The sequence below is a fragment of the Streptomyces sp. NBC_00341 genome (genome assembly GCF_041435055.1).
Classification (GTDB): domain Bacteria; phylum Actinomycetota; class Actinomycetes; order Streptomycetales; family Streptomycetaceae; genus Streptomyces.
This window is the reverse complement of sequence record NZ_CP108002.1, coordinates 7,845,339-7,865,006: the sequence shown is the minus strand read 5'-3', so window position 1 is coordinate 7,865,006 and position 19,668 is coordinate 7,845,339. Positions and strand designations below refer to the sequence as shown.

Below are 19,668 nucleotides of genomic sequence, written 5' to 3'. Positions count from 1 at the left end.
TGCTGTGCTGGGGTCTCCGTCGGCCGGCGCCCGTGACGGGCACCGGCCGGCGACTGCGAGTCATATGGAACAGATGGCGATCATCTCTTTCGTACGACGACGAAGTCAGCGAGCGCCGTGAGCTGCGCCCGCACGGTTTCGGGCATGTCGACACCGTGCAGCGCCTCGATGGCGACCGCATGCTGACGACGCGCCTCCTGAGCGGTCCATTCACGGCCGCCCGCCTCCTCGATGAGCGCCGCACGGGCGGCGAACTCCTCTTCGGAGAAGCTGTCGAACTCGTTGCTCTTCGCGTCGGCGGCGAGCAGCTCGCCCAGGCGCTCGGAGGCCGGTCCGCCCGCGGCGAGCGCGGCGACGACCGGCAGGGACTTCTTGCGCTGGCGCAGATCGCTCCAGGTCTGCTTGCCGGTGGACTCCGGGTCGCCCCAGATCCCGAGCAGGTCGTCGACCGCCTGGAAGGCGAGGCCGAGGTGGTAGCCGTACGCCTCCAGGACGTCGGCGGTACGGTCGTCGGCGCCGCCGAGCACCGCGCCGATGGAGCAGGCGCAGGCGAGCAGGGCGCCCGTCTTGTTGCCCTCCATCTCCAGGCACTCCTCGACGGTGACCCGCTCGCGGTGCTCGTAGGAGATGTCCTGGGCCTGCCCGTCGATGAGCTTGCGGGTGGCCGAGGTCAGCCGCCGGGCCGCACGGCCCGCCTCGACCGTCCCCAGCTCCAGCAGAATCTCGTTGGCCAGCGCGAAGAGCGCGTCGCCGACCAGGATCGCCTGGGCGGGGCCGTGCACCTTCCACACCGTGTCGCGGTGGCGCCGCTGCTCGTCGCCGTCCATCAGGTCGTCGTGCAGCAGTGAGAAGTTGTGCACGAGTTCGACAGCCACGGCGCCGGGGACGCCGGCCTCGGCGGCGGCGCCGGCCGCTTCCGCGGACAGCAGGGCCAGCGCCGGGCGCACGGCCTTGCCGCCGTCGCCGTCGGAGGGCCTGCCCTGAGCATCGATCCAGCCGAAGTGGTAGGCGGCCACGGTGTCCATGGGCGGTGCGAGCCGGTCAACGGCGGCCCGGAGCACCGGCGTGGAAAGGGCCCGTCCGCGCTCCAGAAGCGCGGTGACGTCCGTGGTGTCCGCCACGGTGTCGGAAGCCGGATTCGCCGGGGTCACTGACTCTCCTCTTGTTCCGGTGGTACTGCTCATGCCGCCTCCTGCAGCGGATGTTCGTGGGGGCGGCCGAGTGCCAGGAGTGCGGCGTCCGCTGCGCCGGCACCGCTGCGGACGGCGCCCTCCATCGTGGCGGGCCACCCGGTGGCGGTCCATGCGCCGGCCAGGAAGAGGCCGGGGACCCCGGTACGGGTCCCGGGCCGCAGCCGGCCGACTCCGGGGGCGGGCGCGAAGGTCGCCGTCCGCTCCCGGGTGACGAAGAAGTCCCTGATCCCGGCACCGCGTGCGGCCGGCAGCAGCCGCTCCAGCTCGGGCAGGTAACGCGCGCGCAGTTCGGAGACGGGCAGGTCGATCTCCTCGCCGGCCGCCGACTGGGAGACGGCGAGGTACTGCCCTGGTCCGGTGAGGCCCGAGGCCTCCGTGCGGTCGAAGACCCACTGGACCGGCGAGCCGAGCGCGGTGAAGAACGGCCGCCGCAGCACCTTGCGGTCGTAGACCACGTGCACGTTGAGGATGGGTGAGCTGCCGATCTCCAGCAGCTTCTCCGGGGCGTCGAGCGCGCCGTCGGGCAGCAGGTCGTGGGTCTCGCGCTGCGGCACGGCCAGCACGACGGTGTCCGCCTCGATCCGCTCGGCCCCGGTCTCGACCACCCAGCGTCCGTCGTCGGTACGGGTGAGCGCGGAGGCCTTCGTCCGGAGTTCGGTGCGGACACCGGCGGAGTCCAGGGCCTTGCGGCTCAGCGTGTCGTGGATGTCGCCGAGCGGCACGCTCGCCCAGCCGATGTCGGCGGCGCCGGGCTCGGAGAGGAGGCCGGTCTTGAAGACCTTCGCGGCGAGCGCGAGTGAGGAGTTCGGCGCGGTGGCGTTGAGCGTGGCCACGCCGACCAGGTCCCAGAGGGCCTCGATGGTGCGCGGCGACTGGCCGTGCCGGGCGAGCCAGCTGCCGAAGTCGATGTCGTCGAGTGCCGGATCGTCCGGGTCGAGCCGGCCGAGGGCCAGCGCGGCGCGACCGACGCTCGCCCGTTCGGCGAGCGAGAGGTGCGGGTATCCGGCGAGTCCGGCGGCGAGGTGGAAGGGGACCGGCAGGCCGTTGCGGCGCAACCGTCCGAGCCGGGGCCCGGCGGGCCGTCCGACATCGAGAACGGGCACGTCCAAACGGTTTTGCAGCGGGGCCAGACGGGCGCCCTCGACGCGGTCGAGGAACCAGCGGTACGCGGTGCAGCAGCGCAGGTAGACATGCTGGCCGTTGTCGACCGTCAGTTCGCCGCGCCGGAAGGAGAAGGCGAGGCCGCCGAGCCGGGGCCGGCCTTCGAGCAGGGTCACGTCAAGCCCGGCGTCGGCCAGGCGCAGGGCCGAGGTGATGCCGGCGAGGCCGCCGCCGATCACCACCGCCCGGGAGGAGCGCAGCCCGTCGTCCGTCACGAATCCCCCTCTCGCCAGGTCTTTCCCGTCAGGGACGCAGCGGCACTACCGAGGGTTGCCCGCCGCCCGCACTGATCATCCATGGTGCTCATGGTGCGCGAGATGTCTACGCGGCGCATTCAGACACGCCCCCTGGCGGTCCGGCGCGAAATGTAGCGGGCGTCCAGACCGGACAGGCCGCGCACCGCCACGTATGCCTTCTCGTGGCCCGGCAGCGAGACCCGGCCGCGCAGCACCGCCTCGGGGTCGCGCTCGATCCGGTCCAGGAGCCTGCGGTAGATACCGGCCATCGCCGCCACGCAGGCACCGCTGCGCCGGTCCAGCATCGGCAGCAGCCGGTACCCCTCGGCGAACAGGGCGCGGGCGCGCCGGACCTCGAAGTGGATCAGCCCGGCGAAGTCCGAGCCGGGCGGCGGGGTGGCCCGGTGGAATCCCTCGGAGCAGCCGAACTTGGCGAGGTCGTCGGCGGGCAGATAGGTGCGCCCGTTGCCCGCGTCCTCGCGGACGTCGCGCAGGATGTTGGTCAGCTGGAGTGCGAGGCCGAGCGTGTCGGCGTACTCCGCGGCGCGTTCCGAGCCGGGCGCGCCCGGCTCCGTACCGAAGACGCCCAGGCTGAGACGGCCGATGGCGCCCGCGACGCACCGGCAGTAGATCTTGAGGTCGTCCCAGGTCTCGTAGGTCGCGCCGCGCACGTCCATCAGCACACCGTCGATGAGCTCGTCGAGCCCCTCCAGCGGCAGCGGGAACCTGCGGGCGGCATCCGCGAGCGCGACGGCCACCGGATCGGTGTCGTCCTCGTCCACCGCGCCGTCCCGTACCCGGTCCAGGAGTGTGCGGGTGCCCTCCAGGCGGACCCGCTTGGTCTCCGGCTCCAGCTCACCGTCACCGATGTCGTCGACGCGACGGGAGAAGGCGTACAGCGCCGACATGGCCTGTCGCTTCTCGGCCGGCAGCAGCCTGATGCCGTACGCGAAGTTCCGCGCCTGCTGTCCGGTGACCGCCTCGCAGTAACTGTATGCGGCCTGTACCGGTGCCGACATGTACGTCGTCTGTCCCTCCACGGTCCGGCTCACCCCTCTCTACGCGCTCTTCGCAAGACAACTCCCACCTCGCGCAGCAGGCTGGGCTTGGTGGGCTTGGGCGGTCCGGGCAGTACATCGAACCCGGCGGCCGCGATCGCGGTGAGGGCGGCACGCCCCCCGCCGACGAATCCGGCGAGAAGCAGCTTGAGCCTGCCGTGGACGCTACCCACCAGAGGGGTGCCTTCATTCAGCAGGTCCCCGGCGCGTTCCGCCTCGTACGCGACCAGTGCCCGCACCGACGCGCCCCCCGTGGGGGCCGCAAGATCGGATTCGGCCACATGGAACCTTGCCATGTCGTCGGCCGGCAGGTAGATCCGGTCCCGCCCGAGGTCCTCGGTGACGTCCTGGAGATGCTCGACGATCTGCAGCGCGGTGCAGACGGCGTCGGAGCGGCGGACGCGTTCGGGGCTCGCGGTCCCGGTGAGCTGGAGGACCAGGCGGCCGACGGGGTTGGCGGAGAGCTCGCAGTAGGCGAGCAGCTCCTCGTACGTCCCGTAGCGGCGGATCTTCTGGTCCTGCCGGTTGGCCTCGATGAGGCCGAGGAAGGGTTCGGGGGTGAGCGCGCGGCGGCGCACGGTGGGGCGAAGTGCCTGCATGAGGGGGTGGTGCGGAGTCTCGCCCGTGGTGGCGAAGATCCTGCGCAGGTCGGTCTCCAGCGCGTCCAGCATGGCGAGGCGGTCCTCGCTCTGTGCCGGGTCGAGACCGAGATGGCGGGCGTCGGCGCCGCCGGGGGCCAGGTCGCCGTCACCGATGTCGTCGACGAGCCGGGCGTAGCCGTAGACAGCCATCAGGTCGTCGCGCCAGGCGCGCGGCAGGAAGAACGGAGCCACCGGAAAATTCTCGTCGGCGGCCTTGTCAAGGGTTCCGGGTACGGCGGAATCAAGCCGCGCCGGGCGGGCTCGCGTCACTGCGTACCGCCCTGCACGGGGACGGCGTGAGCACCTCGGAGCTGGAGATTATCCGTCATAGCCGTCACATCTCCCGTTCTACACTGCCGACCCAAAACAACCCATTCCGGACACGCCGCCCACCCTCCCCAGTGCGGAGGACCCCATGGGCCTTCCACTCAGGCGGTATCGCCCCACTTGCAACGAATCAGCACCGGTACAGCTTACGTTGTACAACGCTCATCGATACGCCGGGGTGCGGGACACTTGTGGAGTGTGCGCCGTGCCGTGCCAACTTTCCCCGCGCGCCACTGAATTGACGTCATCCGGCGGGAGGAGATCTTGCCGGATGACGTACGACGAGCCGTGGACGTGCGGTGTCCGGTCCGGGGTCCGGACACGCGCCGCGGCCCCCGCCGGAGAGTTCCGGCGGGGGCCGCGGCGGTGCGCGGGGCGGAGAGGCGCTACTTGCCGGTCTCCCGCTCGTACGCCTTCAGGACCTCTTCGGTCGGGCCGTCCATCAGCAGTTCGCCCTTCTCCAGCCACAGCACCCGGTCGCAGGTGTCCCTGATCGACTTGTTGCTGTGACTGACCAGGAAGACGGTGCCGGCCTCCTTGCGGAGCTCACGGATACGCGCCTCCGAGCGGATCTGGAACTTGCGGTCACCGGTCGCCAGCGCCTCGTCGATCATGAGGACGTCGTGGTTCTTGGCGGCCGCGATCGAGAAGCGCAGCCGGGCCGCCATGCCCGAGGAGTACGTCCGCATCGGCAGGGTGATGAAGTCGCCCTTCTCGTTGATGCCGGAGAACTCCACGATCTCCTCGTACCGCTCCCGGATCTCCTCGCGGCTCATCCCCATGGCGAGTCCGCCCAGGACGACATTGCGCTCGCCGGTCAGATCGCTCATCAGGGCCGCGTTCACCCCGAGCAGCGAGGGCTGGCCGTCGGTGTAGACCTTGCCGTGCTCGGTCGGCAGCAGCCCCGCGATGGCCCGCAGCAAGGTCGACTTGCCGGAGCCGTTGGTCCCGATGAGACCGATCGCCTCGCCCCGGTAGGAGGTGAAGGACACGCCGCGCACGGCGTGCACCTTGCGGATCCCGCGCTCCTCGCCCTTGCCGCGGCGCAGTATCCGGCTCAGTGCCGCGGTGGCGCCGCCCTTGCCACCGCCGCCGCCGTTGACGCGGTACACGATGTGCACGTCGTCGGCGATCACGGTGGGGACGCGCCCCGCGGTGTTGTCCTCAGCCACGGCCGTACCGTTCCTCTGCCTTCCAGAAGTACACGAATCCCGCGACGCCCACCAGGAGCGCCCAGACGAGCCCGACCAGCCAGACGTGCGACGGCAGGTTCTCGGAGCCGTAGCCGTCGATCATCGCGAACCGGACCAGGTCCATGTAGATGGCCGCGGGGTTGTACTGCAGCACATCAGCGATCCAGGACGGCTTGTCCGCGAGCATCACCGGGATGGAGAACATGACGCCCGACGCGTACATCCAGGTTCGCATGATGAACGGCATCAGCTGCGCCAGGTCGGGGGTCTTGGCACCGAGCCTCGCCATGATCAGCGCCAGGCCGGTGTTGAAGAAGAACTGCATCACCAGGGCAGGGACCACCAGCAGCCACGAGAGCCGCGGATAGCTGCCGAACGCGACGGTCACCGCGACCAGCACGATCATCGAGTAGAGCAGCTGCTGGAGCTGCTGGAGCGAGAAGGAGATGGGCAGCGAGGCACGGGGGAAGTGCAGCGCGCGGACCAGGCCGAGGTTTCCGGCGATGGCCCGGACACCCGCCATCACGGAGCTCTGGGTGAAGGTGAAGACAAAGACCCCGGTCACCAGGAACGGGATGAAGACGTCCTGCGGAATCCCCCTCTTCGTGCCGAGGATCAGTCCGAAGATGATGAAGTAGACCGCGGCGTTCAGGAGCGGGGTGGCCACCTGCCACAGCTGGCCCAGCTTCGCCTGGCTGTACTGAGCGGTCAGCTTCGCCCGGGAGAACGCCATGATGAAGTGGCGTCGCCCGCGGAGCTGGCGCACGTACTCGAAGAGCCCCGGCCGGGCTCCGCTCACCGTCAGACCGTACTTCGCGGCCAGCTCGGCCGAGCTCAGGGCGTCGTCTGCCGATGGCGGGGTGCTCAGCGCGACCGCACCATCATGGGTTGTGTCACTCACCAGATAAGACTCTCGTATTCAAAATGCGCAGCCAGTCGCGGGCGCGGCTCAGGGCGGACAGGTCCCGAATAGAAAAATACGCCTCATGCTCCCAGAGGCGAGCCTCTCAGATGACCGGAGGGCGGCCTAGTCGTGTCAGCCGCCACACCGTACGCCACTTCATGGGGCGTCGCGGTCCGCAGGGCTTCGACCAGCCTTCCCGGAAGCCGCCGAACCAGGCCTTGAGCGCCGGGCCGGACGGCTTGCGGAGCAGGGTCAGCAGCAGCCACACGCCGAGGTACACGGGGACCAGGGGCGCGGGCAGGTTGCGGCGCGCCAGCCAGACCCGGTTGCGGGCCACCATGCGGTGGTAGACGGCGTGCCGGGACGGCGCGGTGGTGGGGTGGTTCAGCACCATGTCGGCGCGGTAGTCGATCAGCCAGCCGGCGTCCAGCGCCCGCCAGGCCAGATCGGTCTCCTCGTGCGCGTAGAAGAAGTCGCCCGGCAGCGGGCCGACCTCCGCGACGACCCGGGTGCGTACGGCGTTGGCGCCGCCGAGGAACGTCGTCACCCGGGACGAGCGCAGCGGGTCGGCCGCCCGCAGCCTGGGCACGTGGCGGCGCTGGGTCTCGCCGGTGTCCGGGTCGGCGATGCGGAAGCTGATGATGCCGAGCTTCGGATCGGCCTCGAACGCCTGCCGGCACAGCTCGGCGGTGTCGGTGAGCGGCAGCAGTCCGTCGTCGTCCAGGAACAGCAGGGCGTCCACGTCGGCGCCGGACGGCCCGAAGGCCTCGATGCCGACGTTGCGGCCGCCGGGGATGCCCAGGTTCTCGGGCAACTCGACGGTGCGCACGCCCGCGGGGACGTCCGGTACGGGGGAACCGTTGCCGACGACGACCACCTCGATCCGGTCGCCCTTCTGCGCGGCGACCGAATCGAGCAGGGCACGCAGCTCGGCCGGGCGGTTGCCCATCGTGATGATGACCGCGCCGAGTTTCATGGGGGTGCTCACTTCAGCCTGCTCGATGCCAGGACCGACACGAGGTGGAGGAGGGTCTGCAGCAGGGCGATGCCGGCCAGCACCGCGACCGCGAGGCGGCTGAAGAAGAGGTCGTCCCGGACCGCGTCCAGGACGGCCGCGACCAGGATCACCAGCGAGGCCTCGACGCACAGGATCAGCCGGTGGAACTTGAGCGCACCGGCCGCCCGGCGGGCGAACGCCATGCCGGACGAGCGCGGCTCGGACGCCGCCTCCTTGACCGGCGGCAGCCCGCCCTGGTGGCGCGCGACCCCGACCAGGTCGGTCTCGGCCTTGATCAGGATGGCGCCCAGCGCCGCGAGCGTCCCCAGGAAGGCCCAGAGCCAGTCGATCCGTCCGTTGCCCCACAGGTCGGCGGCGCGCAGGCCGAAGCCGACCAGCACGGCGGCGTCGCAGAGGTAGGCACCCACCCGGTCCAGGTAGACCCCGCCCAGCGAGAACTGCTTCTTCCAGCGGGCCAGCTCGCCGTCCACGCAGTCGAGCAGCAGGTAGAGCTGGACCATGACCACGCCGAGCAGCGCGCCGGTGATGCCCGGAACGAGCAGGGCCGGAGCGGCGAGCACACCCGCGATGGTCATCAGGTACGTCAGCTGGTTGGGCGTGACCTTGGTGTTCACCAGGTACCGGTCCACACGCAGCGAGACCTCGCGCATGTATATCCGGCCCGCCCAGTGTTCGCCGCTGCGCCGGTCCTTGACGCCCGGGGGGTGAACGACCGGACGAAGTTCAGCTACTGATGGTCTTGGCATAGTCGGCGTACGCGTCCCTGATCTGGTCGGTGGACAGGCTGAGGTGTTCCAGGACCGTGAAGCGTCCCGGACGGGTCTGCGGGGCGTAGTCGACGGCCTGGACGAACTCGTCGGCGGTGAAGCCGATCTCCGTGGGCAGGACCGGAAGGCCGTGCCGGCGCAGGACCTCCGCGAAGAGCCCGGACTCCTCGTGGGCTCCGCGCAGGTGCATGGCGAAGGCGGCGCCAAGGCCGACCTGCTCGCCGTGGCTCGCTGCCCGCTTGGGGAAGAGCAGGTCGAACGCGTGGCTGATCTCGTGGCAGGCGCCGGACGAGGGGCGGGTGTCGCCGCTGATCGAGATGGCGATGCCGGAGAGCACCAGCGACTCCGCGAGAACGGTGAGGAACTCGTCGTCCGCGACGGTGCCCGGGTGGCGCAGCACCGCCTCGCCCGCGGTACGGGCCATGGCCGCGGCCAGTCCGTCGATCTGCTCGTCGTTGACCTGGTGCGAGAGCTCCCAGTCGGCGATCGAGGAGATGTTGGAGATCGCGTCGCCGATGCCGGAGCGCACGAAGCGGTCCGGGGCCTCACGGATCACCGAGAGGTCGATGACCATGGCGATCGGCATCGGGACGCCGTAGGAGCCGCGTCCGTTGTCGTTGTCCAGGGTCGCGACGGGTGAGCAGAGGCCGTCGTGGGCGAGGTTCGTGGCGACGGAGACCAGCGGCAGGCCGACCCGGGCGGCGGCGTACTTCGCCACGTCGATGATCTTGCCGCCGCCGAGACCGACCACCGCGTCGTACCGCTTGCCCTTGATGTCGTCGGCCAGCTGTACGGCGGCGTCGATGTTGCCGCCCGGCACGCAGTACCAGTCGGCGCCAGGCAGGGCCGGTGCAAGCTTCTCGCGCAGGGCCTGCCCCGAGCCGGCGCTGATCGCGATCGCGAGCTTGCCGGAGGCGGAGATCCGCTGGTCGGCGAGGAGGCCGGCCAGGTCGTCCATCGCGCCCCGGCTGATGTCGACGAAGACCGGGGAGGGGATGAGCCGGGTCAGTACTGGCACGCGATCTCCCGGCCCTTCGCGAGGTCGTCGTGATTGTCGATCTCGACCCAGGTGACCTCACCGATGGGCGCGACGTCGACGGTGAAGCCGCGGTCGACGAGCTCCTGGTAGCCGTCCTCGTAGTAGAGGTCCGGGTCGCGCTCGAAGGTCGCCTTCAGCGCGTCGGCCAGCTCCTGTGCGGCCTCGGCCTCGATGAGGGTGACACCGATGTACTCGCCGGTGGCGGTGGCCGGGTCCATCAGCTTGGTGATCCGCTGTACGCCCTTGCCCTCCTCTGCGATGACCTTCATCTCCTCGTCGGCGAGGTTCTTCACCGTGTCGAGGGCGAGGATGATCTTCTGGCCCTTACCGCGCGCGTCCAGCAGCGTCCGCTCCACGGACACCGGGTGCACGGTGTCGCCGTTGGCGAGGATCACGCCGCGCTTGAGGACCTCGCGGGCGCACCACAGGGAGTAGGCGTTGTTCCACTCCTCTGCCTTGTCGTTGTCGACGAGGACGATCTTGAGGCCGTACTTCGCCTCCAGCTCCTCCTTGCGGTCGTAGACGGCTTCCTTGCGGTAGCCGACGACGATCGCGACCTCGGTGAGGCCGATCTCCGCGAAGTTGGCCAGCGTGAGATCGAGGACGGTCTTCTCGCCGTCCACCGGCACGAGGGCCTTGGGGAGCGTGTCGGTGTAGGGGCGCAGGCGCCGTCCCGCGCCCGCTGCCAGTACGAGGCCGATCATGCGGGTTCTCCTTCGTCGTGAACGGCGGGTGCCCCGGAGGACACCCAGAAGCGGATGGACTCCACCAGCACGACCAGTGCCACGGCCACTGCGAGAGCGGTGAGTGCCACGGCGAAGCCGGAGGCTCCGGTGAATACGGCCGCGAGTACGGCCACCACCAGGACCCGGCCCTCGTGCCCGCCGATCGTGCGCACCAGCCACTGGGGCGGCGCGCCGGTGCCGCCCCTGATGCGGTACACCGTGTCGTAGTGATGGTAGGCGACCGCCGATACGAGCCCGAAGGCCGCGGGAAGCGCTCCGTCGATGTCACTGCGGGCGGCCAGCGCGAGGATCGTGCAGTACTCGGCCGCCCGGAAGACCGGGGGTACGAGCCAGTCGAGTGCGCCCAGGAGCGGGCGGGCGACGGCTATTCCGGAGAAGACCGTGTAGAAGACCGCGGCGACGATCATCTGCCGGCTGCCGAACGGCTGCTGGAGCGCGGCCGCGATCAGCGCGCCGGCGCCGACGACCGCCAGCACCGGGGCGGTCAAGGCGCCCTTGATCCGGGGGCTGAGCGCCGCCACCAGCTGGGCGAACGGGCCGGAGTCCGCGAGTTCCGCGAGTGCCTGCGCGGCCCGGGGCGTGCGCCGGGCCTTGCGGGTCAGCGAGCGCAGCAGCCGGCCCGCCGTGGTGTAGCAGGCCGCGAAGGCGCAGCCGACGAGCAGCGCGTAGAAGACGATCCGGGGCGTGGTGAACGCGGTCAGTACGGCGATCATCGCCCAGCGCTCACCGATCGGGAGCACGATCATCCGGCGCAGCCAGACCGTCCAGGAGACGCTGTCGAGCTTGTCGGAGAGGGCGGCCGTGGGGCTGGAGTTCGCCACCGCGTCGTGGTTGGCCTCGTTGAACGAGAAGTCGATGACGTGGCGGCAGGACTGGAGCACCATCGCGCCGAGCGCCAGTACCCAGACGTCGTCGCCGCCCCGGGCCGCGCCGAGTGCGAGGCCCGCGTAGTAGGCGTACTCCTTGGCGCGGTCGAAGGTGGCGTCGAGCCAGGCGCCCAGCGTCGAGTACTGGAGCGAGTAGCGGGCGAGCTGCCCGTCGGTGCAGTCCAGGACGAAGGAGAAGAGGAGCAGCAGTCCGGCGGCGACGTATCCGCCGCGGGTGCCGGTGGCCGCGCAGCCGGCCGCGATCAGGGCGGTCAGCAGCGACGCGGTCGTGACCTGGTTCGGGGTGAATCCGCGGCGCGCGCACCAGCGGGCGATGTAGCGCGAGTACGGGCTGACGCAGTACGTGGTGAAGAATCCGTCGCGGGCCTTCACCGCGCTGCGCAGCCGGATCGCCTCGTCGTCGACGGCGGCGACCGAGGCGAGCGCGACGGCGCGGCCGGCCTCGTCGGACGGGACGGCCGCGACGAGCGAGCCGAGCTCCGGTCGCTGCACCGCGGTGCCCTCGGTGTCCATCGTGGCGGCGAGCCGGCCGGGCACGGTGCGGTCGGTGGCCGTGACGGTGTCGCCGGGCGGGCCGGTGGGGGCGCCGGCCCCGACCGCCTCGCCGGCGCTGCCCAGGGCGTGCACCAGGGCGGCACGCGCCTCGGGCTGCACGGTGAGCGCGCCGGGCACGGTGACGGCGGGGTAGCGGGGGTCGGTCAGTCCGAGCCGCAGGGCGTGGACATGGCCGACGAAGCGGGGGTCGACGAGCGCGACCCGGCTGTCGGCGGGGACGACGGACAGCAGCCGGGAGGCCTCACTGACATCGGCGGCGGCCTGTACGTCGAAGCCCAGTGACCTCAGATCGTCCTCGATGGACGATCCGGGCACCGGAGCACCTGTGAGAATGGCGGTCGACAGACGAACTCACTCCTTGGTGCTGACACGGGTCGGCGCGCGACGGTAACGGCCCCGATGCGGGCCGGCGGCATGTCGGCAGAGGCTATCGGATGAACGGAAGCGGGAGTTCACTGCCCGTTTATGCTCCGTTCCGGGCAGGCCGGGATCATGCGGCGCCGCCCGCGATCATCATCGTCGATGGCGGCCTCGACTGACAAAACGCGGTGGGCAGCCCTGCTGGGCCGGTGCGCGGGAGAGGGCCGATCGGGTCGTTAGGGTGGCGCGCATGACATGGCTGATCACAGGCGGAGCGGGATATATCGGAGCACATGTGGTGCGGGCCATGAAGGAGGCCGGTGAACGGGTGGTCGTTCTCGACGACCTCTCGTCCGGCAACCCGGACCGGCTGCCGGCCGACGTCCCGCTGGTCCGGGGCTCGACGGCGGACCGCGCGCTGCTGGACCGGGTGCTGACGCAGCACCGGGTGAGCGGTGTGATCCATCTCGCGGCGAAGAAGCAGGTCGGTGAGTCCGTCGAGAAGCCGCTCCTGTACTACCGGGAGAACATCGGCGCGCTGACCGTCCTGCTGGAGGCCGTCGCGGCCGCCGGGGTGCGGCGCTTCCTGTTCTCCTCGTCGGCCGCGGTGTACGGCGTACCGGAGGCGGAGCTGATCACGGAGGAGGCCCCCTGCGTCCCGATCAACCCGTACGGGGAGACCAAGCTCGCCGGGGAGTGGCTGGTGCGGGCCGCAGGCCGGGCGCACGGGCTGTCCACCGGCTGCCTGCGCTACTTCAACGTGGCGGGCGCGGCCGCGCCGGAGCTCTCCGACACCGGTGTCTTCAACGTGATCCCGATGTTCTTCGACCGGCTGACCCGCGGCGAGGCCCCGCTGGTCTTCGGTGACGACTACGCGACGCCGGACGGCACCTGCATCCGCGACTACATCCACGTGGCCGACCTGGCCGACGCGCACCTGGCCGTCGCGCGACGGCTCACCGCCCAGGACGGCCCCGGGGACCTGACCGTCAACATCGGCCGCGGCGAGGGCGTCTCGGTGCGCGAACTGGCCACTCTGGTGGCGGAGGTCACCGGTCTGGACCGGAAGCCCGAGCTCGAACCCCGGCGGCCCGGGGACGCCTCGAAGGCGGTCGCGTCCTGCGACCGGATCTCCGGCGAACTGGGCTGGGCGGCCCGTCGCGGGGTCCGGGAGATGGTCGAGTCGGCCTGGCGGGGCTGGCTGCTGCACCACCCCGCCCCGGCTGCTCCATGAGCCGTACCGCCGGGCCGTCCACCGCTCTGACCTGCATGCATTTCCGCAGGTCAGAGTAGTTGGCAACGGTGTTCACTGCCGTGTTGCCCGATACCCCCCGCCCGTAGTTCACTGGCATTGCCCGGGGCGAAACGACTCCGGGTCCGCGCGACGACCGGGAGGCGTCCCCATGGGGGCTGGGCACGACCACGGACATACGCACGGCGGGCCCGCACCGACCGGCACGGCGGCCGCCGCGTACCAGGGACGGCTGCGGATCGCGCTGGGCATCACGCTCACCGTGACGGTCATGGAGATCGTCGGCGGGCTGGTCTCCGGCTCCCTGGCGCTGATCGCCGACGCGGCCCACATGGCGACCGACGCCCTCGGCCTGGGCATGGCACTGCTGGCGATCCACTTCGCCAACCGACCGGCCGGGCCCAACCGCACCTTCGGCTACGCCCGCGCCGAGATCCTCGCCGCGCTGGCCAACTGCCTGCTGCTGCTCGGGGTCGGCGGCTACCTCCTGTTCGAGGCGGTGGAGCGCTTCGTCAGCCCGGCCGAGACCAGGGGCGGGCTGACGATCGCCTTCGCCCTGGTCGGCCTGGTGGCGAACATGGTGTCGCTGTCGCTGCTGATGCGCGGGCAGAAGGACAGCCTCAATGTCCGGGGCGCCTATCTGGAGGTGCTCGCGGACACCCTCGGTTCGGTGACCGTGCTGATCTCGGCGGGCGTCATCCTGGCCACCGGCTGGCAGGCCGCCGACCCGATCGCCTCGCTGCTCATCGGCCTCATGATCGTCCCGCGTACGGTGAAGCTGCTCAGGGAGACGCTGAACGTCCTGCTGGAGTCGGCGCCCAAGGGTGTCGACATGGGTGAGGTGCGCGACCACATCACGGCGCTGCCCGGGGTGCTGGACGTCCACGACCTCCATGCCTGGACGATCACCTCCGGCATGCCGGTGCTCTCCGCCCATGTGGTGGTGCACCAGGAACTGCTCGACTCGATCGGGCACGAGAAGCTCCTGCACGAGCTCCAGGGCTGTCTGGGCGACCATTTCGACGTCGAGCACTGCACCTTCCAGCTGGAGCCGAGCGGGCACGCGGAGCACGAGGTGAAGCTGTGCCGCTGAGCCCCTGAAGGCCCCCGCGTACGAGCGGCGCGGCGGGCGCCAGAAGGCCGCCGGGATCACCGATGTACGGTGGAATCCACTCTCGATCAAAGGTTCCTCACCTTGCACCGCACCGATCACACGCGGCTCTGGACGACCCGCCCCGAGACGCCCTCGGACACCGCCGCCGTGCACGCGGTGAACGCCGCCGCGTTCGAGACGCGGGCGGAGGCCGATCTGGTCGACGCGCTGCGCCGGGATCCGGCGGCCTGGCTGCCCGGTCTCTCCCTCGTCGCGGAGGCGGCCGACGGATCCGTGGCCGCCCACGCCCTGCTGACCCGCTGTCTGGTCGGGGGCGCTCCGGCACTGGCCCTCGCCCCGGTGGCCACGGCGCCCGAGTGGCAACGCCGGGGCGCCGGACAGGCCGTGGTGCGGGCCGTGCTCGACGCGGCGCGGGCGCGTGCGGAGTCGCTGGTCCTGGTGCTCGGACATCCGGAGTACTACCCGAGGTTCGGCTTCGTGCCCGCTTCGCGGTACGGCATCCGGCCGGGCTTCGAGGTGCCGGACGAGGCGATGATGGCGCTGGTCCTCGATGATTCCGGGCCGGTTCCCCGGGGCACGATCCATTATCCGGCGGCGTTCGGGGTCTGACGTGCGAGTCCGGACCCGTGGGCGCCCGTGTGGCGCCGCCGGACTGGACATGCCAGGGCCCGAAGTGCAGACAAGCCGCTTTTGTACGGCAGACTTGCGCAGACTCGACGGGACCGGCGCACGGGGCCGGGACCACAGCGAAGGATGGGTATGCCGACCACACCAGCCACCGCGGCGAACACCTCGTCGAACGGCACAGCAGACGCGATCATGCTCGAACTGGTCGACGAGAACGGCACCACCATCGGCACGGCGGAGAAGCTCGCTGCCCACCAGGCACCCGGCCAACTGCACCGCGCCTTCTCGGTGTTCCTCTTCGACGAGCAGGGCCGGATGCTGTTGCAGCGGCGCGCACCGGGGAAGTACCACTCCCCCGGTGTCTGGTCCAACACCTGTTGCGGGCACCCGTATCCGGGCGAGGCGCCCTTCGCCGCCGCCGCCCGGCGGACGTACGAGGAGCTGGGCGTCTCCCCCTCGCTGCTGGCCGAGGCGGGCACCGTCCGCTACAACCACCCGGACCCCGCGTCCGGGCTGGTGGAGCAGGAGTTCAACCACCTCTTCGTGGGCATGGCGCAGGACCGGCTGCGGCCGGATCCGGAGGAGGTGGGCGAGACGGCCTTCGTGTCGGCCGGTGAGCTGGCCGAACGGCATGCGGCGGCGCCGTTCTCTGCATGGTTCATGACGGTGCTGGACGCCGCCCGTCCCGCGATCCGTGAGCTGACCGGCACGGCGGCCGGCTGGTAGACGGGGACGGCCGCGGGGAGGCGGAAAGGCCGGTCAGGGGCGCGTGGTGAGTGGCAGCACCGCCCAGATGACCTTTCCGCCGCCTGCGGTGTGCTCCACGTCGCAGGCTCCGCCGGCCTCCCTGGTGATCTCCCGTACCAGCAGCAGTCCGCGCCCGCCCGTCTGCGCGTGGTCGGTCTCCAGCGCCGTCGGGCGGTACGGGTGGTTGTCCTCGACGGACACCCGGACCCAGTCGGCGCCCACGGCCACCTCGACGGCGAGTTCCGGGGAGAGCAGCGCCGCGTGCTTCACGGCGTTGGTGACCAGCTCGGAGACGATGAGCAGCAGCCCCTGGGCGATGTCGTCGTCCAGGGGTACGCCCTGGCGGTCCAGCAGATCGCGTACGGCGTGCCTGGCCCGGGGTACGGAGACATCCGTGGCCGGGGCGGTGAACCGCCACACCCCTTCGTACGACACGGGTCCGGCGGGGACACTCCCGCGGCTCTCCATAGACCGGTACCCGCTCTCCACTCGATGGTGACTGCACGTCGAGTACAGGGTGCGGGGCGTAGTCGGTCCGGTCCGTACCACTGAACAGAAGTCGACTTCTATCGACAGTATTTGACCGGATAGCTTTTGATGCGTCAGTTGTCGGACCGCTTTTGCTCATCCCCTGAAGGCTGCTCCTGCGCTGCCTGGTCCGGCCCCAGCTGGTCCGAGACCATCGAGACGATCCGGCGGCCGCCCACACCGATCGCGATGAGCCCGAGTCCGTCGAAGAGCAGCGCGAGCGAGAAGAAGCAGCCGAGCACGTAGAGGCTGCTGTGCGGCCAGTCGAAGAGGACCAGCAGCCCCAGCAGCAGCCCGAAGGCGCCCTGCAGCAGGGTCCAGCCGAACTGCGGGCCGCGCACCACGACACTGCCGACGAGGCGGAACACCCCGCCGGTCAGGAAGAGCAGCGCGGCGAACATGGTCAGCGCCTCGGCCGTGCCGTGCGGATGGCGGATGACCACGACCCCGGCGGCGATGTTCAGGGCGGCGACCACCACGCCCAGCCAGAAGTAGTTGGTGCCGCGCGACTGGATCGCGTGGAGCAGTCCGACCAGGCCGCCGACCAGCAGCAGCCAGCCGAAGAGGATCATCGAGGTGAGCGTCGCGACGCCGGTGTAGACGAGGCCGACCAGACCCGCGACGACGAGGACTGCTCCGAGCAGGGCCAGGCCGCTGAAACTGCGGCTGAGCTTCCTGCCTTCTTTTACGGAATCGGCCACCGGGAGCTCCTCGGGGTACGTGCCTGCTGCGTGACCCCTTCTTGATCATAGGTTCGAACGGTACGGATAGCATCCGGCGCATGGACCGTACGGAACCCCGGCTGGAGCTCACCGTCGCGGACGGCGTCGCCACCCTCGTCATCAGCAATCCCGCCAAGCGCAACGCCATGACGGCCGCGATGTGGCGCTCCGTGCCCCAACTGCTGGCGGGGCCGGCCGCCGACGCCTCGGTGCGGGTCCTGGTGCTGACGGGCGCCGGGGAGACCTTCTGCGCCGGAGCCGACATCTCCTCCCTGCGCGATCCGGCGGGCGCCCCGCAGGGGCTCGCGGTGGCGGCGGAGGAGGCGCTGGCCGCCTTCCCCCGGCCGACGCTCGCCTCGGTGCGCGGCTACTGCGTGGGCGGCGGAAGCCAGCTGGCGGCGGCCTGCGATCTGCGGTTCGCGGAGGAGGGCGCGTCGTTCGGCGTCACCCCCGCCAGGCTCGGGATCGTCTACCCGGCGTCGTCGACCCGCCGGCTGGTCGCGCTGACGGGCCCGGCGACGGCGAAGCACCTGCTGTTCTCCGGCGAGCTGATCGGTGCGGAACGGGCACTGCGGACCGGCCTGGTCGACGAGGTGCTGCCGGCCGGCGAGCTGGACAGGCGGGTCGAGGCCTACGCCCGGGTGCTGGTGTCCCGTTCGCAGCTGACCCAGGCGGCCGCCAAGGAGTTCGCCGCGGGGCGCGAGGACCGGGACGCCCACTGGGCGGACCAGGCGCGCCGCAGCGGCGACACCGCGGAGGGGGTCGCCGCTTTCCTCGAACGGCGTGCACCCCGTTTCACCTGGCCGTCCCAGGGGTGACCGCCCCCTGCCGCAGCGGGATCGCTACCGAAGGATGTGGCGGCTCCGGGCCCGCCACTCCTCGACGACATCGGCCGGGGCCTTCTCCGGGGATCCGGCGTCGTACGGCGGCTGCGGGTCGTACTCGGTCAGCAGCTGGACCGACTGGGCGTACCGGTCACCCGCCATGCGGCCCAGCAGCGTGAGGCCCATGTCGATGCCGGACGAGACGCCGGCGGCGGTGACGTACTTGCCGTCGATGACGACGCGTTCGCCGGTCGGCTCGGCGCCGTACTCCTTCAGCGTGTCGACGGCGAGCCAGTGCGAGGTGGCCCGCCGCCCCTTGAGGAGTCCGGCGGCCGCGAGCAGCAGCGAACCGGTGCACACGGAGGTCGTCCAGGTGCTGGTGGCATCGGCGGCGCGCAGCCAGTCGAGCAGGGTCTCGTTGGCCATCTGGGCGCTCTGCCCGGGACCGCCGGGGACGATCACCAGATCGGGCGCCGGCACCTCGTCGAGCGTCCGGTCCGCGACCAGCGAAAGGCTGCCGGATTCGTTGCGCACGGGCCCGGTGCGCTCGGCGACGAAGACGGTCTCGGCGCCCGGGGCACGGGACAGGATCTCGAACGGTCCGACGACGTCGAGCGCGGTGAAGCGGTCGAAGAGGACGATGGCGATCTGCATGGGACTGCCTGCCTTCCGGTCAGAGACCGATGGTGACGGATCGGGTGGGTCCGGCCGGCGGCCGGGGAGCGAACCGCCTGCGGTATTCGGCGGGTGCGGTGCCCAGCGCCTTGACGAACGCGCGGCGCATCGCCTCCGGCGTGCCGTATCCGCAGCTCCGCGAGATGCCGGCGACACCGTCCGAGCTGTCCTCCAGCAGCCTGCGGGCCGCTTCGAGGCGGACGCGGTCGACGTACCGGCCGGGTGTCATGCCGGTCTCGGCCTGGAACGCGCGGGCGAAATGACGCGGCGAGAGCCGGGCGCGGGCGGCGAGGGCCTCGACGGACAGGTCCTCGCCGGGGTGTTCGGTGATCCAGTGCTGGACCTCGCGCAGCGGTTCACGCCGGGCCGTCTGGGCGGTGAGCTGGGCGCTGAACTGGGCCTGGTTCCCCGGCCTGCGCAGGAAGACCACCAGATGCCGGGCGACGGTGAGCGCCACGTCCCGGCCGTGGTCCTCCTCGACGAGTGCGAGGGCGAGGTCGATGCCCGCGGTGACCCCGGCAGAGGTGGCCAGCCTGCCGTCCCGCACGAAGATCGGTTCCGGGTCGACCTCGACGGCCGGATGCGCGCGGGCGAGGTGGTCGCAGACCGTCCAGTGCGTGGTCACCCGGTGCCCGTCCAGCTGTCCGGCCTCGGCGAGCAGCAAGGCGCCGGTGCAGACGGAGACGAGCCGTTCCGCGTACGGGGCGTGCTCGCGCAGCCAGTCGACGAGGGCGGGCTCCGGGGCGCGGGTGCCCTGGCCGCCGGGGACGAGCAGGGTGTGCGCGGGTGCGGCGTCCGCGAGTCCGCTGTCGGGGACGAGCGTGAGGCCGCTCGACGAGCGGACCGGGGCGCCGTCCAGCGAGGCGGTGCGCAGTTCGTACGAGACCTCCGGGAACCGGGCGGCTCCGGCGAAGACCTCCATCGGGCCGCTGACATCGAGGCTCTGGACGCCGTCGAAAAGTACGACGAGCACGGATCGCTGCTTCATGTCCGTAATCCTGGGCCGCCTCCCGGATGGCCGCAATGACGAGCTGCCCACCTTTCCTGCCATGGCGGGCCGCGACACAGGTCACCGGCGCCCCGGGGTTCCGGTG

The 19,668-nt window shown here is 71.1% G+C and carries 19 protein-coding genes and 1 pseudogene; 5 read left to right on the top strand and 15 right to left on the bottom strand.

What is annotated here, in order from left to right; genetic code table 11:
* Positions 1 to 80 precede the first annotated feature (80 nt).
* The 11 genes from OG892_RS35150 to OG892_RS35100 form a co-directional block, all read right to left on the bottom strand.
* Positions 81 to 1,184 carry a polyprenyl synthetase family protein gene (locus OG892_RS35150; protein WP_073734432.1) on the bottom strand — a complete coding sequence of 368 codons (1,104 nt, stop codon included), beginning with the start codon at positions 1,182 to 1,184 and terminating at the stop codon, positions 81 to 83.
* Positions 1,181 to 2,569 (bottom strand): hydroxysqualene dehydroxylase HpnE, encoded by a 1,389-nt coding sequence (gene hpnE / locus OG892_RS35145; protein ID WP_327340079.1) that lies wholly within the window; start codon positions 2,567 to 2,569, stop codon positions 1,181 to 1,183. The genes OG892_RS35150 and hpnE overlap by 4 nt, the downstream gene beginning before the upstream one ends.
* 119 nt (positions 2,570 to 2,688) lie before the next feature.
* On the bottom strand, positions 2,689 to 3,609 hold the full coding sequence (gene hpnD / locus OG892_RS35140; RefSeq protein ID WP_199884343.1) for a presqualene diphosphate synthase HpnD: 921 nt from the start codon (positions 3,607 to 3,609) through the stop codon (positions 2,689 to 2,691).
* 29 nt (positions 3,610 to 3,638) lie between these two features.
* Positions 3,639 to 4,559 (bottom strand): squalene synthase HpnC, encoded by a 921-nt coding sequence (gene hpnC / locus OG892_RS35135; RefSeq protein WP_073734430.1) that lies wholly within the window; start codon positions 4,557 to 4,559, stop codon positions 3,639 to 3,641.
* Between the two features lie 443 nt (positions 4,560 to 5,002).
* Complete coding sequence (locus OG892_RS35130; protein ID WP_073734429.1) at positions 5,003 to 5,788, bottom strand: ABC transporter ATP-binding protein; 786 nt, start codon at positions 5,786 to 5,788, stop codon at positions 5,003 to 5,005.
* Positions 5,781 to 6,710, bottom strand: coding sequence for an ABC transporter permease (locus OG892_RS35125; protein ID WP_073734428.1), 930 nt, complete (start codon positions 6,708 to 6,710; stop codon positions 5,781 to 5,783). Before OG892_RS35125 ends, OG892_RS35130 begins: the two co-directional genes overlap by 8 nt.
* Before the next feature lie 106 nt (positions 6,711 to 6,816).
* Entirely contained in the window at positions 6,817 to 7,689 is an 873-nt protein-coding gene (locus tag OG892_RS35120; RefSeq protein ID WP_073734427.1) for a glycosyltransferase family 2 protein, read from the bottom strand.
* Between the two features lie 8 nt (positions 7,690 to 7,697).
* Complete coding sequence (locus OG892_RS35115; protein WP_073734426.1) at positions 7,698 to 8,477, bottom strand: CDP-alcohol phosphatidyltransferase family protein; 780 nt, start codon at positions 8,475 to 8,477, stop codon at positions 7,698 to 7,700.
* Positions 8,455 to 9,516 carry an iron-containing alcohol dehydrogenase family protein gene (locus OG892_RS35110; RefSeq protein WP_371631207.1) on the bottom strand — a complete coding sequence of 354 codons (1,062 nt, stop codon included), beginning with the start codon at positions 9,514 to 9,516 and terminating at the stop codon, positions 8,455 to 8,457. The genes OG892_RS35115 and OG892_RS35110 overlap by 23 nt, the downstream gene beginning before the upstream one ends.
* Entirely contained in the window at positions 9,504 to 10,241 is a 738-nt protein-coding gene (locus OG892_RS35105; RefSeq protein WP_371631206.1) for a sugar phosphate nucleotidyltransferase, read from the bottom strand. The genes OG892_RS35110 and OG892_RS35105 overlap by 13 nt, the downstream gene beginning before the upstream one ends.
* Positions 10,238 to 12,040, bottom strand: a complete 1,803-nt coding sequence (locus OG892_RS35100; protein WP_371631205.1) for a DUF5941 domain-containing protein — start codon at positions 12,038 to 12,040, stop codon at positions 10,238 to 10,240. Before OG892_RS35100 ends, OG892_RS35105 begins: the two co-directional genes overlap by 4 nt.
* 295 nt (positions 12,041 to 12,335) lie before the next feature.
* On the opposite strand from OG892_RS35100, the gene galE reads away from it, so the two are divergent.
* The 4 genes and pseudogenes from galE to idi all read left to right on the top strand — a co-directional run bounded on the left by galE (position 12,336) and on the right by idi (position 15,804).
* Entirely contained in the window at positions 12,336 to 13,319 is a 984-nt protein-coding gene (galE, locus tag OG892_RS35095; protein WP_371631204.1) for a UDP-glucose 4-epimerase GalE, read from the top strand.
* Positions 13,320 to 13,488: 169 nt separating this feature from the next.
* Positions 13,489 to 14,430: a cation diffusion facilitator family transporter gene (locus tag OG892_RS35090; protein ID WP_371631203.1), complete on the top strand. Its 942-nt coding sequence runs from the start codon at positions 13,489 to 13,491 to the stop codon at positions 14,428 to 14,430.
* A gap of 129 nt (positions 14,431 to 14,559) precedes the next feature.
* Positions 14,560 to 15,060 (top strand): annotated as a pseudogene (locus OG892_RS35085) (GNAT family N-acetyltransferase); the annotation flags it as partial.
* Positions 15,061 to 15,210: 150 nt separating this feature from the next.
* Positions 15,211 to 15,804 carry an isopentenyl-diphosphate Delta-isomerase gene (idi, locus tag OG892_RS35080; protein ID WP_073734420.1) on the top strand — a complete coding sequence of 198 codons (594 nt, stop codon included), beginning with the start codon at positions 15,211 to 15,213 and terminating at the stop codon, positions 15,802 to 15,804.
* A 33-nt stretch (positions 15,805 to 15,837) separates the two neighbouring features.
* Here idi and OG892_RS35075 read toward each other — a convergent pair whose 3' ends face one another.
* A complete protein-coding gene (locus OG892_RS35075; protein WP_073734419.1) occupies positions 15,838 to 16,293 on the bottom strand; it encodes an ATP-binding protein in 456 nt (151 codons plus the stop codon).
* Positions 16,294 to 16,427: 134 nt separating this feature from the next.
* A complete protein-coding gene (locus OG892_RS35070) occupies positions 16,428 to 17,054 on the bottom strand; it encodes an HdeD family acid-resistance protein (protein ID WP_371631202.1) in 627 nt (208 codons plus the stop codon).
* A gap of 80 nt (positions 17,055 to 17,134) precedes the next feature.
* Here OG892_RS35070 and OG892_RS35065 point away from each other — a divergent pair, with 80 nt between their 5' ends.
* Complete coding sequence (locus tag OG892_RS35065; RefSeq protein WP_073734418.1) at positions 17,135 to 17,893, top strand: enoyl-CoA hydratase/isomerase family protein; 759 nt, start codon at positions 17,135 to 17,137, stop codon at positions 17,891 to 17,893.
* 24 nt (positions 17,894 to 17,917) lie between these two features.
* Here OG892_RS35065 and OG892_RS35060 read toward each other — a convergent pair whose 3' ends face one another.
* A complete protein-coding gene (locus OG892_RS35060) occupies positions 17,918 to 18,553 on the bottom strand; it encodes a DJ-1/PfpI family protein (protein ID WP_328864606.1) in 636 nt (211 codons plus the stop codon).
* 19 nt (positions 18,554 to 18,572) lie between these two features.
* Positions 18,573 to 19,562, bottom strand: coding sequence for a GlxA family transcriptional regulator (locus tag OG892_RS35055; RefSeq protein WP_371631201.1), 990 nt, complete (start codon positions 19,560 to 19,562; stop codon positions 18,573 to 18,575).
* Between the last annotated feature and the right edge of the window lie 106 nt (positions 19,563 to 19,668).